This is a genomic window from Spirochaeta isovalerica, assembly GCF_014207565.1.
In the GTDB taxonomy this organism is placed as follows: domain Bacteria; phylum Spirochaetota; class Spirochaetia; order DSM-2461; family DSM-2461; genus Spirochaeta_F; species Spirochaeta_F isovalerica.
In genome coordinates this window covers 190,321-206,114 of the sequence record NZ_JACHGJ010000003.1, presented here as the reverse complement: position 1 = coordinate 206,114, position 15,794 = coordinate 190,321, and the positions used below count along the sequence as shown (strand labels likewise).

The window sequence follows — 15,794 nt, the reverse complement described above, 5'->3', positions numbered from 1 at the left end:
TTTTTCAGGTTTTAAATAAAAAAGGGCTGCCTCCCCGGAAAAAATCCCGATGGATCCTTCCGCAGAGCAGCCCTTTTCCGGTATTTATGATAACCGGCTATTTTATTGACGCTTTTACAAAATCTTTAAAGAGAGGGCCGGCCTTAACCGGTTTTGAAGTGAATTCAGGGTGAAACTGAACAGAGACCCCCCAGGGATGATCGGACCACTCAACTGCTTCAACAAGAGAACCGTCGGGCGTGTATCCGGAAATAACCAGACCGGCATCCATCAGCTGCTGCTTGTATTTGTTGTTGACTTCATAACGGTGACGGTGTCTTTCCCAGGCTTCCGATGATCCGTAGGCTTTCTCGATTCTGGTGCCTTTTTCCAGCTTGGACTTGCTCAGCCCCAGCCTCATCGTTCCGCCGAAAGCCGTAACATCAACCTGCTCTTCCAGCAATGTGACAACGCTGTGCTCTCCCTCGGGCTTGAACTCGGAGCTGTTGGCTTTTTCCAGTCCCAGAACATTCCGGCTGTATTCGATGACCATAATCTGCAGTCCCAGACAGATTCCCAGATAGGGGATCCTGTTCTCCCTGGCATATCTGGCCGCAATGACCATACCGTTGATACCCCGCTCTCCGAATCCGCCGGGGACGAGTATTCCGTCGACACCGTTGAGCAGTTCATCAGGGGTAACGCCGTTTTCAAACCTTTCCGAATCGATTTTGATAATATTGACTTTAACGCCGTTGGCAAGAGCGCCGTGAACAACCGCTTCATCAATGGATTTGTAAGCGTCAGCCAGTTCAATATATTTTCCGACCATGGCAATATTGACCGTTTTGTCGGCGTTTTTATAGGAGTCGGCCACTTTCTGCCATTCGCCGAGCTTCGCTTTCCCCACTTTCAGTCCCAGCTTGCGAACAACGACTTCGCAGAGTCCCTGCTGATTGTAAATAACGGGTATTTCATAAATCGTCGTATTGACATCATGGGCGGAAAGAACGCTGTCAAAATCAATATTGGTGAAAAGCGATATTTTCTTTTTCAGGTCGTCTCCGAGCTCGTTCTTGCAGCGGCAGAGCAGAACGTCGGGCTGAATACCGATTTCTCTCATCTCTTTGACCGAATGCTGTGTCGGCTTGGTTTTGACTTCCCCTCCCGTCACTTCGGGAACGAGCGTCAGATGAACCGAAAGGGTGTGGGATTTCCCCTTCTCGTGGATAACCTGCCTGACTGCTTCCAGATAGGGAATCGACTCGATATCGCCGACAGTTCCGCCGATCTCGACGATGGTGACATCCACATCTTCCGCTTCGCCGAGCTTATAAATCCGGCTCTTGATCTCGTCGGTGATATGGGGAACGACCTGAACGCACTTTCCAAGGTACTTCCCTTCTCTTTCCTTATTTATGACAGACTGGTAGATCTGACCGGTTGTAATGGAGTGGGCTTTACTGAGCCGGGAAGAGGTAAATCTACCATAATTCCCCAGATCGAGATCGGTTTCCGCTCCGTCGTCGGTAACATAGACTTCTCCGTGCTGAAAGGGACTCATCGTGCCGGCATCGACATTGAGATATGGATCTACTTTGATCATACAAACCCGCAGGCCGCGAGTCTCGAGGAGGCTCCCAAGAGAAGCAGCGGCAATACCTTTACCGAGGCTGGAGCACACTCCGCCCGTAACAAATATATACTTCTTCATGGGATTTCATTATCTCCCGGAAGCCTCGGCACTGTCAATTCTCGCCTGCAGCTATAATTTGAATTCTCTGTCTTTTTCAACTAAATTTATTCACAGCAAAGAAAATCGGAATGGGATCATTAAATTCTCCCTCGCGGAGCCACAGTGAAGAAATTTACTCGGAAATGAACATGGAGCAGAACATGAAGTTCTGGCGAAAGAAAATCTGCGATTCCATTTACTATTTTCTTTCGGTTTTCGGGATCATAGCCTATATTCCCAGCGTGCTTCTCTCTATCCGCGACGGGCTTCCCGCCGTGGCCATCATCGACACGATAGCCTACGCTGCGGTAATTTTCATAACCATTAATAAAAAGATCAATTACCGGGTTCGGGCCCTGATGGGATCGGCTCTTTTCTACCTTCTCGGGTTATTTCTCATTATAACCCTGGGCCCGGTCGGGGCCGGGAACCTCTGGCTTTTCGCTTTTTCCCTCATAGCCGGACTCACTCTGGGCGAAAGAGCTTCGATTATCAGCCTGGCGATCAATACCTTAACCCAGATCATGATCTACCTGGTCCTCCATTTCCAGATTCTGCAATATGAATTCTCTTACTTTTCTTCGGCGGATACCTGGCTGATCCGGGCTGTCAATTTCGTCATACTCAATTTTATCATAGTCATTTCCCACATTATTTTCGTCAGAGGCTTCCAGACTCTGCTCAAAAGAGCCAATGAAACAAAAAAGGCGACCATAATCGGCCTGGCCAGCCTGGCGGAACACAGGGATTCCGATACGGGAGACCACCTGAAGAGAATACAGCACTTTACTACCCTTATTGCCGGAGGTCTGGCGGAGAACAGAGATTTCAGCCGTTATATAACTGCCACCTATATCAACGATATCTCCCTGTCCTCGATTCTTCACGACATAGGCAAAGTGGGCATACAGGATTCCATCCTTCTGAAACCGGGTCCGCTGACAAATGAAGAGTTTGAAATAATCAAACAGCATACCGTTTTCGGCGGCGATGTGATCAAAGAAATAGAAAACAATATAGAAGGGCGGTCGCTCTACCTTCTGGCCAGAGAAATTGCTTATTATCATCATGAAAAATGGGACGGAACAGGCTACCCCGAAGGACTGTCAGAAAAATCCATTCCCTTATCCGCAAGAATCGTCGCTCTCGTCGATGTCTATGACGCGCTGACAAGCAACCGGCCCTACAAGAAGGCCTACCCCCACGAGCAGGCGAGGGAGATCATTATCTCCCAGGCAGGCAAACATTTCGATCCCCTCATAGTGGACGTTTTTTTGCAAAAGGAAGAAGATTTCATAAGACTGAACAGTCTTGCGCAGTCCCGCGAATCTGTCTATTCTTGATCCCATGGATTTAACTTCTACACTTATGAATGACTTCGAAGAGGAAATCTTTGATAAACAGACTCTTTTTACGGCGGAACTTGATGAAATGACATTCAGCGACTGCCTTTTCCGGTTCTGCCGGTTCAGCGACTGCACTTTTACGGGTACCGTTTTCCGAAACTGCCGTTTTGAAAACTGTGATTTTTCCCTTGTCAAAGTGGACAGCACAGGTTTTTCCAACTGTCTGTTCAAAGACTGCCGGATCCAGGGAGTAAACTTCCACGACTGCAACCGCTATCAGTTTAATCCCGATTTCGAAGATACCGTTATCGCCCACAGTTTTTTCAGCGATCAGGATATGGCGGGAAAGAGTTTCCGGAGGTGTACGATCAATGACTGCGAATTCGCCCATACCCAGTTAAAGGAAGCGGATTTTTCAGAGTGCTCTTTTAATGATACAAAATTCAGCAGCTGCAATCTGGAGAAGGCCAATTTCAAAGGCGCGACCGGATATGCCTTTCATCCGGGAGAGAATAAGGTGAAAGGAGCGAAATTCTCCTATCCCGACGTGGTCAATCTGCTCAGTCCGCTGGGCATTATCATTGATGACTGATTTTTTTTCCGATGACAAAAATCCCGTAAGATATCATACAATTATAGTATGAGAAACTTAATTTGCCTTATCTTCCCTCTCGTATTTCTAACCCTTCCCCTTTTGGCGGATGGATCTGAAAAATCCTATTTTTTCGATACGATCTCAAGAGAGGACGGACTTTCCAATTCTTCTGTATCCTCTATCCAGCAGGACAGTAAGGGGTTTCTCTGGTTCGGCACTCAAAGCGGACTACTCCGCTATGACGGATACATCTTCGAAAAGTGGAGCCATAACGCCTTTGACACCAACACCCTCCCCCACGAGCTTGTTCAGACTCTATTTATCGATGAACAGGATATAATCTGGGTCGGTACATACAACGGCCTTTCCCGTTTCAGCCCTCTCGAAGGAACATTTACCAATTATTCCTATGAAACCGAATCCGATTCATCCATCAGCAACAGTATAGTCACCGCAATCGCGAAAGACAGCCGGGGACGCATCTGGGCAGCAACGCTCGACGGTCTGAACAGACTCGACGGGGACTCCGGCGGATTCACCAAATATTTTCATGATGAGAAAGATCCTTCATCCCTGGCTGATAATGTCGTCCGCTCGCTGCTCACCGATTCAGCGGGGCGCCTGTGGGTGGGAACCCTGGGAGGAATGGATCTTTATGACGAGGAAAGCGATAGCTTTATCCATTACAATATATTCCCCAGCTCCTACGTTATGAAAATCATGGAACTGGACAGCGATACATTGCTCGTCGGAACCTGGGATGGCGGTCTTTCGGAATTTTCCATCAGCAGAAAGTCAATCAGCCATAAAAGCTTTGCCAACAACAGCGTTTATTCGATAGAAACTGATTCTTCGGGGAATATCTGGGTGGGAACCTGGGGCGGAGGTCTTTTTATTTACAATAGAAAAGACGATTCTGTAGTCCGCCTCCAGAGCGGCCCGGGTGATCTTTCGCTGAAATCAGACACGATATACTCTCTGTTCCGCGATGGATCGGGTGATATGTGGGTGGGAACCAACGGGGGAGGAGTAAGCGTTCTCAACCCCGGAAAGCAGGACTATAACTTTCTCTCCGCCGACAGCCCGGCCCCTCCGGTCATAGATCAGGGAAAAGTCAACGCGCTTCTGGAAGACAGAGAAGGCTATTTCTGGATAAGCATCTACAACAAGGGGATAAACCGCGTCAATCCTCACAACGGCGAAATTATCCGCTTCTCCAGAGAAGCGGATAATGAAAACCGAAGACTTGAAAACAACATCGTCGCCGATATCCTGGAGGACAGGGACGGAAACATATGGATTGCGACCAATGAGGGCCTCAATATGTGGAACCCTCTCAATGATGAAATGCACCGGATATCTCTCAAAGCCCTGACCGGTTATTCCCGGAACGACTATTATATCTTTACCGGCATCTATCAGGACAGTGAGGGCATTTTCTGGGCGGGGACTCATAATTCGGGACTCATAAGATATGACAGTGCAAAGAACAGCAGTCAATTATATTCCATGGATCCCGAAAATGAGTCTTCCATTTCCGACAATCTGATATATGACATCCTGGAGCGGAAGAACGGTCAGCTATGGATCGCCACAAACAAAGGGCTGAATCTGCTGGACAGGAAGACTGGCCTCTTCACGAGGTTTCTTCTCGACCGGAGCAACAGGACGGGCATAAACAGCAATAACGTAAGACAGCTTCTCGAAAGCCGGAATGGAGAACTCTGGATTGGAACCGGAGGGGGGGGAATCAACCGTTATAACGATGAAGATGGTACTTTTACCCACATAACAAACAATGAAGGCTTATCGGACAACTTTATTATGTCTCTTGTAGAAGGAGACGGAGGGAAGCTCTGGATCGGGACAAAATACGGCCTGTCCATTTATGACCGGGAAAGCGGTAAAATAGATATTATCGATAGCAATAACGGCTTGAAATCACCGGAGATAACCTCCGGAGCTCTAAAAGGTTCCGACGGACAACTCTATTTCGGCGCAGCCGACAGAGTTTACAGATTTCACAGCTCCTTAGCTGACAGAAATAGCATCATCTCGCGGATCCATGTTACATCGATGGAAATCGGCGGTGAAAAATATGATGATTTTTTGTCCTACCGGCCTTCCGGCAATATAAAACTGGGCTACAGCGATTCCCGCTATATATCATTCGATTTTGTCGCTCTTAACTATCTCGAAAGCCGAGAAATCAGCTATACGTATAAACTGGAAGGATTCGACAGGGAGTGGAGGACGCCGTCGACCAGACGCTATGCCATTTATACCAATATACCACCGGGCAGCTATATTTTTAAAATAAAGGCTTCCCTGGATCAGCGAGATTGGAAAGAGATGGAAGTACCCCTGAACTTTACCATTACCCCTCCCCTCTGGAGGCAGTGGTGGGCTTATCTGATCTACGCCCTCGTCTTCACGGCTATCCTGTATCTGATGATTTCCCTCCGCATCAACAGGATTCGCAGGGAGCAGCTGCTTGAATTGCAAAGAACCGAAACATATCTGTCAGAAATACTCAACTCCATGCCCTCTCTCTTCATGGCTATAGACGACAACCGCATAATCACCCAGTGGAACAAGGAAACGGAAAAACACTATGGCATAGGGCCGGAAACGGCACTGGGAAAAGATATACTCTCCATCACCGATGATATCCCCCTGTCGGCGGAGGAAATAGAGCTGTGCATGAATAAAGGTGAAATCATAAGCAAATCGAGGAGAATAGAAGGAGCGGATCAGCAGATCCGCTGCGAATCCATAACGATCTATCCGATTATATCCCACGGGATCAGAAGCGCCGTTATCAGGATCGATGATGTAACCAAAGAAGTACAGCTCGAAGAAGCCCTGGTTCAGAATGAAAAACTGCTCTCCATTGGAGGCCTGGCCGCGGGAATGGCCCATGAAATAAACAATCCCCTGGCCGGAATGATACAAAATGTATCGGTCCTGCAAAACCGTCTTCTCAAAAGCGAAGGAAAAAGAATCAATGAGGAAGCGGCCCGGAAAGCCGGATTAACCCCGGAACAGATAATGGCTTATATGGAAGAGCGGAAGATTCCCCAGATATTTGAGGCAATCAATACAGCGGGACGACGAATTTCCGACCTGGTGAAAAACATCCTCTCTTTCGCCCGGAAGGGAAGTTCGGAGTTCTCCGAAGAGGACCTGGCCGAACTGATGGACAGCGCCCTGACTCTCGCGGCCACGGATTATAATGTTGAGAGAACCTTTGATTTCAGAAAAATCCGGATCGATAAAAAATATGAAGAGAACCTGCCTCCGATCATGTGTGAGCGAACCAATATCCAGCAGGTTCTCCTTAACATTTTGAAAAACGGCGCGCAGGCTATGGAAGCGAAGGGAGAAGAATCTCCCTGCTTCACCATAGAGATATACAGAGATAAAGAAGCCGGAACTATCGTTCTTTCAATAAAGGACAACGGGAAAGGCATGGCTCCGGAAGTGAGAAAAAGGATTTTTGAACCTTTCTTTACAACAAAACAGGTGGGAGTGGGCACAGGACTCGGCTTGAGCCTGTCCTATTTTATCATTAGGGAAAACCACAAAGGGAATATAAAAGTGGATTCCTCTCAGGGCAAAGGGACCCGTTTCACAATAGAGCTTCCCCTTAACAGGGCAGTATAGGAAGCTAAGGGGGTAGCCCGTCGAAATCCCCGCTGCTGTAGCGGTTTTTATAATCGCGGGGACTGACTCCCGCCTCTTTGCGGAATATCCTGCTGAAATAATTAATATCTTCAAAACCGAGCGAAAGGGCCACATCGGTAACCGGCTCCCCGCTATGGCGGAGCATCCATTTGGCTTCGAGGATTCTTTTTTCCCGAATATAGGCTGAAATGGTTTTTCCGGTTTCCTGATGAAAGCGTCTCGACAGATAAGACCTGTTTGTTCCCGTATGTTCCGCCAGGTCGTCCAGTCCGATTTTTTCATGGAGATTTTCCAGAATATAATGACAGGCTTTGACGATGACGGCGCTGTGGTTTTCAATACCGTAGTTGTGTACGGCATCGCAATATTGCAGGGGAATGCGGGATGTATATTGAATCACGTCTTTCAAAGAGGACAGTTTTTCGATTTGTATGGAAATGTTTTCCGACAAACTGTGGAGAAGAAAAGGAGGCAATCCTCCCTTTTCCGCGCTCAGACGCCCAATCGAGTTAGTGACAATCGCCATATTTTTATAGGCCCGTACAGGATTATTCGGCATGCGGGAGGAAAAATCGAACCCCTCTTCCAGGTCATATATCAATTTTTTCAGCGAAGCGCGATCTCCCAAAGCAATAAAATGCCTTATTTTCCTCTCCCATTTGTATCTTTTGTCAATCAGTTCGATATCGGGGCGGTAACTCTCTTCGAAAACGGGATTATGCGTCTCTATTTCGCTTTCCGCATCCACACCGGGAAGCTCTTTCTGTTCCGTCAGAAGCTTCAAGACTGTCAGATAAGAGTGGACCTTTGATTCGGATCTCGCAGGCAACTCGATGCCCGCAAGATTATTGCCGCCGATACGCGGAATAGGATCTCCCTCAAGAATAAAGGGACCTGTTAATAGAATACCCGTATCGTATACGGAGCTGATAAAACGCACACCCGTCGAATCTTTTACCAGCTCCACTTTGCCGCTTTCCGGAAAATCTCCCTCCAGAGAATATAGCGATGAAAGCACATCATGGTTTTCTTTCGGGATGTACCGGACTTCCAAATCCGTCAAATTATGAATGAAATCAATTTTTTCATGATTCATAGTTTGATTATATTCAAATAAATGCTATTCGGGTAAATAAAATCCATGTGATATCTCTATTTTCGTTATGTAATGAAGAAAAACGAAAATAAGAGGAACTTTTATGAAAAAACTCTCTTTTAAAAATTATTTCGGATATGGCATGGGAGACCTGGCCAACAGTCTGACTTTCGGCATGTCAGCCGGTTTTCTCCTTGCTTTTTACACCGATGTCCTGGGAATAACCGCCGCGGCGGCGGGAACTCTTTTTCTCATTGCCAGAATCTGGGACGCCGTTAACGACCCGATCATGGGCGGCCTGGCCGACAAAGCTTTTGTCAAACGGCTGAAGAAACTCAACGGAGCGGGCAGAAAAGCTGAAAAATTCCGTCCCTACCTACTCAAAGGAAGCTGGCCTGTCATCGTCGCCGGGATTCTTATGTTTATCGCCCCGGCAAATTTCACCATGACTCAAAAACTTATCTGGGCTTATGTCACCTACATAGCCTGGGGAATGACCTACACATTTATAAACATCCCCTACGGAGGCCTGGCGGCTGTTATGACACAGGATCCTATTGAAAGATCCAAGCTCTCCGTTTCCAGAGGTTTGGGAAGCCTTTTCGGTAGTATTTTTCCCAGAGTTCTCGTACCGATTTTCCTGGTACAGTTCGCCGAAGAACAGGCCAAAGCGTGGTTTATCATTATGATCATCCTCGGGCTTATCGCCTTCGCCTCCTATATCGTCAGCTATCTGACAGTTGAGGAAAAAGTCGAAACCAAAGCGGAAGCCCAATCAAAGTTCAAAATCAGCGACAGCTTTGCTGTTCTGGCCAAAAACAGACCCTTTCAGTCCATATCTCTGGCTTCCATCGCCATGCTGACCGGTCTTCTCATCCAGGGAAGCGTCAGCATCTACTACTTCAGAGACAACCTGGGCGCTCTGGAGCTGATGGGACTGACAGGCGTCGTGATGATTGTCCCCATGCTTCTCGTTTCACCTGTGGCTCCCAAACTGGTACGGAATTTCGGTGTCAAAAAAGTCACATGGGTATCAAGCCTGATCTCGGCGGCTCTTTTCGCCATCCTCTTCGCCCTGCCCGACAATGTGTGGCTCTATCTGGCGGGAACCTTACTGGCCTCATTCTTCATGATGATTCCCAATATGATTGTCTGGGGAATGGTATCGGACTGTATCGACTACAACCAGTACCTTTCCGGCTCAAGGCAGGAAGGAGCCATTTATGGGCTTTACTCTTTTGTCAGAAAAATGGGACAGGCTTTCGCAGGATTCATCTCAGGAGTGGGAATCTCCGCTTTCGGATATGTAGCCGGAGCAGCTCAGCAGAGCCAGACAACGCTGACGGGAATCAAATTCCTCTCTCTAGGCGTTCCGGCCATAGGGATGGCGATCGCCTTTTTAGCCTACTTTTTTATCTGGAACCTGACTCCGGAAAAACAGGCCGAAGTCACAGCGGCAATCAGCGCCGAAGCCTGAAAAGGATAAAAACAAAATACATACCGGGCGGACCGGGGCATGTCCGCTCAATTAAATAAGGATTAAAATGCATGAAGAGAATCAATATCAACAACACATGGACATTCAATAAGGAGAACGAATCTCCTGAAATTGTCACCCTACCCCATACATGGAACGGCCTTGACGGGCAGAACGGTGGGAACAATTACTATAGAGGAGAATGTTCCTACAAAAAAAGTCTCTCTGTTTCATTCGAAAAAGGACAGAAAGTCTATGTCGAAGCAGAAGGGGCCAACAGCATAGCCACCGTTCTGGTCAACGGAAAGAAACTGGGTGTTCACAAAGGCGGATATTCCACGTTCCGCTTCGAAATATCGGAAATTGTCGAATCAGATAAGCCTTTCGATCTGGAAATACGCGTCGATAACGCCCATTACGAGGATATTTACCCTCTGATGGCCGACTTCACCTTTATGGGTGGCCTCTACCGCGATGTGAATATCGTGGTTGTCAATCCCGTCCATTTCAGTCTTGAAGATTGCGGATCCGAAGGTGTTTACATTCATCAGGATGCCGTATCGGAGGAAGTGGCTCTTCTGAGAGTGGCTTCAGAAGTCTCCGGCAGCGATGATTATGAGATCCAGCTGAGACTGGTCGATCACCGGGGAACCGTTGTGGCCGAGACTTCGGGGAAAGAAAATGAAATTTCCCTGGAAGTTGTTTCACCCCGTCTGTGGAACGGGACGGTCGACCCTTATATGTACACTTTTGAAATTGATCTTCTCTCCCATGGGAAAATAAGCGATTTCAGAAGAATCCCTCTGGGCCTCAGATCCATTGCTGTCGATCCCGCCAGGGGATTCATTCTCAACGGAGAAGTCGTCGATCTTCACGGAGTGAGCCGCCATCAGGACAGAAAGGATATGGGCTGGGCACAGGGACCAAAGGAGATGGAAGAAGATATCGCCATTATCAGAGAAATGGGAGCCAATTCAATCAGACTGGCCCATTATCAGCACAATCAGTATTTCTACGATCTCTGCGACCGCGAAGGTATCATCGCCTGGGCGGAGATTCCCTATATAAGCATTCATTCTTCGGAAGATATGACAGGTGCCAACGCGCTGAGCCAGATGGAGGAACTGGTTAAGCAGAACATCAATCATCCCTCAATCGCCATGTGGGGCGTTCAAAACGAAATCACCATCGGTGGAACCGATGAAATAATCATGAATACGGTGAAGAAGCTCAACGAACTGACTAAGCGACTTGATCCGAACCGTCCGACAGCCCAGGCTCAGGTGGGACAGCACCCCGATGACGATCCCCTGAACAGGGCGACGGACATGATCGGATACAACAAATACTACGGATGGTATTATGACTATACAGATGCCATGGGTGTCTGGCTCGATAAATTCCATAGCGAAAACCCCCATATTCCCCTGGGAATTACCGAATATGGATGTGAAGCTATCCTGAAATATCACAGCGACACACCGGAAAAGAGCGACTATACGGAAGAATATCAGACTTTTTATCACCATGAGATTCTCAAAACATTCAACGCACGCCCCTGGATCTGGGGAACTTATGTGTGGAATATGTTCGACTTCGCTTCCGATATGCGCGATGAAGGCGGCGTTCAGGGCATGAACAACAAAGGCCTTGTAACCCACGACAGAAAAACCAGAAAAGACTCTTTTTATATCTACCAGTCCTACTGGTCCGATAAAGAGGTCCTCCATATCGCTTCCAAAAGATATGAGAAGAGAGTGAAGGGAAAAACGGATATAACTGTCATTACCAATAAGGAAGACGTGGAACTTATCGTAAACGGCAAATCAGCCGGTACAGTTAAGTCCAATGAAAACATCGCCCGCTTTTCAGGCGTGAAACTGAAAAAAGGGGAGAATATAGTCGTAGCCAGAAGCGGCGGACTCGTCGATACGGCGATTTTCAAGGGTCAGGCGAAACCGGATGAATCCTATGTTTGCAGCGACGGAAAATCCAATCCAATCGGAGAAGTCAAAAACTGGTTTGCTTCCGATTACAGCGACGACGTTCCTGAAATGGAATTCCCCGAGGGACGTTACTCCATCAAGGATAAAATTTCCCACATTCTGAAGAATCCCGAGGGAGAAGCGGTTCTGAAAAAGCATATGGCTCCCATGTTCGAGCACGCCATGTTCGCCATGATCAAGAATGCTTCACTGGAAAAACTGGCGGGAATGGCTCCCGACATGATGAGCAAAGGTTTTATCTACCAGGTCAATTCAGAGCTGATTCAGATCGAAAAAAACTGATGGTTTTCCCCTGATGCCAGAGGGCTGCTCTGACGGGCAGCCCTTTGTCAATATCATGAAATGTCATATAGCATATTTGATATTCGGAATATCCTTAATCTTTCCGTAAAGACGGTCCATCTGGCTTTTATCCTCGACCCGGACTGCAACGCTGTAGCTGAGGTATTTGCCCTCTTTGCTTAGTTTGGATGACCATCCAACCCCAATTATGTTTTCCGAAAGCAGAACCGCTTCTATGTTCTTTCTGTTTTCCTTGTCTGTCAGCATGTTTTCGACAATGACTTTTATAGTAAAGTTCTGGGGAAATTCAAGAGTTTCTCCATTCATTTGCATTCTCCTCTATTTTTCGGGCTATACTTTATCATAGAGGTTTGTTTTTTGTAACTGCCGGAGGACTGAAGACTTTTCTTAATTGTAATCATTTTGTATGATTCTCTGACGACCTATTAGGAGGGTTTCCTTTTGAAAAAAATTACAGCGGCGATTCTCGTCTCACTGATCTTCTTTTCCTGTACCATGAAAAATGAAATCAATCTGGAAAAAGACGGATCGGGAACCGCCAGTGTTGAAATAAACCTGAAAAGCTTTGTACTGCCGACTATTGAAGATCTGGCGGAAATTTCACCCGATGTCGATCCCGACGAAATGCTGAACCCCGAAACAATTAAGGCCCAGATGGAAGAAAATCCGGAAGTGAGAAATGTCCGGGCTTCCCGTCCTCTCAAGAACCGGATCAAACTATCTTTTGATTTCGGCAGCGTGGAAAACCTGTTCAATCAGGCCGAAGATGATGTGCAGAATTCCGGCTTGATAAGGATTGAAGAATCGGGCGATAAGATGAAACTGACGCTGACAGTTAATAAAGAAACCTACCGGGGCTTTTCCCATCTTATTCCCAATATGGACGATCCCACCATGGCCGCGCTGGCGCCGGATCCCGATATGGTGGTTGAGGAAAGCGAATATCTTGATATGATCGAATTCTTTTTCGGTGAAGATGGTCCCGCCGGAGTCATGGACTCAAGTCTGGACATGACCATTAATGTCAACGGAACGATTCTGGATCAGAAAGGCGGAACGAAAGTGGACAACAATACAGTTGAATTCAAAGTTCCCCTGATCAGAGTCCTTCTTCTGGATACCAATCTGGAATATTCAGTGACTTACAGATAGAAATCCCGTAAATGGGATTTCCGTATTAAAAAAAGAAAGACCCTGCGGAGCCCTGCTCCGCTTTTTAATTTTAGCAGCAGAGGTAAAAAAAATGGAAAGAACATTCATTATGCTTAAGCCGGGAGTGATCCAGCGACGGATTGCCGGTGAAATAATCAGCAGAATCGAAAAAAAAGGCCTTCAGATCACAGCTATGAAAATGACGACCCTGAACAGAGATATCGTCAGAAAACACTATGAGGAACACCTGGAACAGGAATGGTATCCACTGGTTGAGGACTTTATCATCAGCGGACCTGTCATTCCTATGGTCGTGGAAGGACCGAAAGCCATTATGCTTATGAGAAAACTCTGCGGCGGAACATTTGTGGAAAAAGCCGAACCGGGAACAATCCGCGGTGATTATGCCCTGGGGAGCATCAACCCCAACAACGTGATCCATGCGTCCGATTCTCCGGAAAGCGCTGAAAGGGAGATCGCCATTTTCTTTTCAGAAGAAGAAATAACATCATGGGACGATCCCGGCAAAGGATGGGCCTAATGAATAAAGGTGTTGGCGTTCTCGGCGCGGGAGCTTTCGGAACAGCTATTGCGAAAATCATCGCGGAAAAGGGAATAGAAGTCACACTGTGGAGTTTCGAGCAGGACGTGGCCGATGAGATCAACCGGGAGCACACGAACCGCTATCTCCCCGGCGTAACGCTTCCTGAAACGGTCCGGGCCGTTACCGATGTGAAAGAAGCAGCGGAGGGAAGAGAATACATCATTCTCTCCAGCCCTTCTCTCTTTATCCTCGATACGGTTAAAAAAATAACATCCGTATCCAATATTATGGAAGGGATGAGCAAAATAGCCGTTATCACTAAGGGTTTTCTCGACAGCGATCAGGGACCGCAGCTTCTGCTGGATAGAATCGAAAACTACCTCCCCGGTTTTTACAAAGGGAATGTTGTTTATATTTCCGGACCGAGTCATGCCGAAGAAGTGGCTCGCGGCAAAATCACAGGACTGATCAGCGCCTGTGCCAATCCGAGGATGTCCATACTCTTCCGCGAACTTCTTTCGGGAGAAACCGTTCAGGTGTTCTCTTCCCTAGACGTGGTCGGAGTTCAGATCAGCGCCGCGGTCAAAAACGTCGTAGCCATAGCCTTCGGTTTACTCGATGCTTTGAAAAACATTTCAGACAGAGTGGGCGATAACACGGAATCCTACCTGTTTGCCGTTGGATTGAACGAAATCATGAAGCTCGGCATGGCCATGGGAGCCACTCACCCCGAGACATTTACATCACTGGCCGCCGTGGGGGACCTTCATGTAACATGCCGATCTCTATACGGACGGAACCGCCGTTTCGGAGCGGAGATTATTGACAAGAAGGTTCTCGACCAGTTTAAAGATATCGATGACATGATAGCCAATATCGGAAAATTAGGATATCTGCCTGAGGGGATCATCGCTGCGAAGTACGCCGTCCGCCTGGCGGAAAAATACGGTTTGAAGCTTCCCCTGATCCAGTCGGTCTACCAGATGTGCAACAAAGATCTCAATCCACTTGAAGTGGTCAAATCCCTTGATCCGGGATTTCCCGCAGATCTTCAGTAAGGGACGAGAGTCCGCTCGGTGCTGAATATCTATTTCCTCGACAACCGGCTTCTGGTTGCCGGGGATGATTTTTCCCGAAGTTATCACCGACACTATTTCTATCAGATTATGATTTCTCCCCACGCCCCTTTTATTGCCCGCCTGAAGGACGGTTCTGAAAAAGAAGGCCATATTATGCTTATAAACAGCAATTTGGAACACTGCTGCCTTATCAATAGTCCTTCGCTCTCTCTGTTCATTGATCCGGAAAGCCCATTGGGGGATTTATTTATTCAGCTTATCCCCGAAGGCTCTCTTCAAACAGCTCCTTTGGATATTCTGGGAACGACCCTGAACGGGATTCTGTCCTTTCTCTCCGAAAAGGAGCATCGATGTACTGACGCTGCGGCACTATCGAATCACATTGTGGAATTGCTTTTTCCCGGACATAAAATGATTGGCCCTGCTGATACACGCATAGCGGCCGTTCTGAATTACATACCGACTGTTCCCGATAAAAAGATACAGGTTTCGGAATTGGCCCGCATAGCCGGTCTGTCCGAGTCGAGGCTGATGCATCTCTTCCGGGAAACAATGGGTATTTCCATCAGGCGCTATCTTCTCTGGAAACGTCTGCTCGACGGACTATCGCTTATAGATAAAGGAGAATCAATGACTATGGCGGCCATGGAAGCCGGGTTTTCCGACTACGCCCATTTCAGCCGCACTTTCAAAGAGAATTTCGGTACGAGCCTCAAAAGCATTTTTCGCAACAGCAGGTTTGTTCATGTTTCATTTTGCCATTCGTGATATACCCTGAAAAAACACATTCAGGAG

General features: G+C 47.4%; 12 protein-coding genes. 9 read left to right on the top strand and 3 right to left on the bottom strand.

The window, feature by feature from the left end:
* Nucleotides 1-97: 97 nt before the first annotated feature.
* Nucleotides 98-1,693, bottom strand: a complete 1,596-nt coding sequence (gene pyrG, locus HNR50_RS10550) for a CTP synthase (protein WP_184746727.1) — start codon at nt 1,691-1,693, stop codon at nt 98-100.
* A 110-nt stretch (nt 1,694-1,803) separates the two neighbouring features.
* Here pyrG and HNR50_RS10545 point away from each other — a divergent pair, with 110 nt between their 5' ends.
* Genes HNR50_RS10545 through HNR50_RS10535 form a run of 3 tightly spaced genes read left to right on the top strand, consistent with a single transcriptional unit; the run spans nt 1,804 to nt 7,321 of the window.
* Nucleotides 1,804-3,057, top strand: a complete 1,254-nt coding sequence (locus HNR50_RS10545; RefSeq protein ID WP_184746725.1) for an HD-GYP domain-containing protein — start codon at nt 1,804-1,806, stop codon at nt 3,055-3,057.
* Nucleotides 3,058-3,061: 4 nt separating this feature from the next.
* Nucleotides 3,062-3,652: a pentapeptide repeat-containing protein gene (locus HNR50_RS10540; protein ID WP_184746723.1), complete on the top strand. Its 591-nt coding sequence runs from the start codon at nt 3,062-3,064 to the stop codon at nt 3,650-3,652.
* A gap of 48 nt (nt 3,653-3,700) precedes the next feature.
* Nucleotides 3,701-7,321 (top strand): sensor histidine kinase, encoded by a 3,621-nt coding sequence (locus HNR50_RS10535; RefSeq protein ID WP_184746721.1) that lies wholly within the window; start codon nt 3,701-3,703, stop codon nt 7,319-7,321.
* A gap of 4 nt (nt 7,322-7,325) precedes the next feature.
* Here HNR50_RS10535 and HNR50_RS10530 read toward each other — a convergent pair whose 3' ends face one another.
* Entirely contained in the window at nt 7,326-8,438 is a 1,113-nt protein-coding gene (locus HNR50_RS10530) for an AraC family transcriptional regulator (RefSeq protein ID WP_184746719.1), read from the bottom strand.
* 103 nt (nt 8,439-8,541) lie between these two features.
* Between HNR50_RS10530 and HNR50_RS10525 the strand changes: the two genes are divergently transcribed.
* Nucleotides 8,542-9,915 carry a glycoside-pentoside-hexuronide (GPH):cation symporter gene (locus HNR50_RS10525; protein WP_184746717.1) on the top strand — a complete coding sequence of 458 codons (1,374 nt, stop codon included), beginning with the start codon at nt 8,542-8,544 and terminating at the stop codon, nt 9,913-9,915.
* 71 nt (nt 9,916-9,986) lie between these two features.
* Nucleotides 9,987-12,203, top strand: a complete 2,217-nt coding sequence (locus HNR50_RS10520) for a glycoside hydrolase family 2 protein (protein WP_184746715.1) — start codon at nt 9,987-9,989, stop codon at nt 12,201-12,203.
* Nucleotides 12,204-12,266: 63 nt separating this feature from the next.
* Here the strand turns inward: HNR50_RS10520 and HNR50_RS10515 are convergent, their stop codons facing one another.
* Nucleotides 12,267-12,530 (bottom strand): YbeD family protein, encoded by a 264-nt coding sequence (locus HNR50_RS10515; RefSeq protein WP_184746713.1) that lies wholly within the window; start codon nt 12,528-12,530, stop codon nt 12,267-12,269.
* 135 nt (nt 12,531-12,665) lie between these two features.
* Here HNR50_RS10515 and HNR50_RS10510 point away from each other — a divergent pair, with 135 nt between their 5' ends.
* The 4 genes from HNR50_RS10510 (at nt 12,666) to HNR50_RS10495 (ending at nt 15,767) form a co-directional block, all read left to right on the top strand.
* Nucleotides 12,666-13,376, top strand: coding sequence for a hypothetical protein (locus HNR50_RS10510; protein WP_184746711.1), 711 nt, complete (start codon nt 12,666-12,668; stop codon nt 13,374-13,376).
* Between the two features lie 91 nt (nt 13,377-13,467).
* Nucleotides 13,468-13,917 carry a nucleoside-diphosphate kinase gene (gene ndk, locus HNR50_RS10505; protein WP_184746710.1) on the top strand — a complete coding sequence of 150 codons (450 nt, stop codon included), beginning with the start codon at nt 13,468-13,470 and terminating at the stop codon, nt 13,915-13,917.
* Nucleotides 13,917-14,978: an NAD(P)H-dependent glycerol-3-phosphate dehydrogenase gene (locus HNR50_RS10500; RefSeq protein WP_184746708.1), complete on the top strand. Its 1,062-nt coding sequence runs from the start codon at nt 13,917-13,919 to the stop codon at nt 14,976-14,978. The genes ndk and HNR50_RS10500 overlap by 1 nt, the downstream gene beginning before the upstream one ends.
* 18 nt (nt 14,979-14,996) lie before the next feature.
* A complete protein-coding gene (locus HNR50_RS10495) occupies nt 14,997-15,767 on the top strand; it encodes a helix-turn-helix domain-containing protein (protein ID WP_184746706.1) in 771 nt (256 codons plus the stop codon).
* The last annotated feature ends 27 nt before the right edge of the window (nt 15,768-15,794 follow it).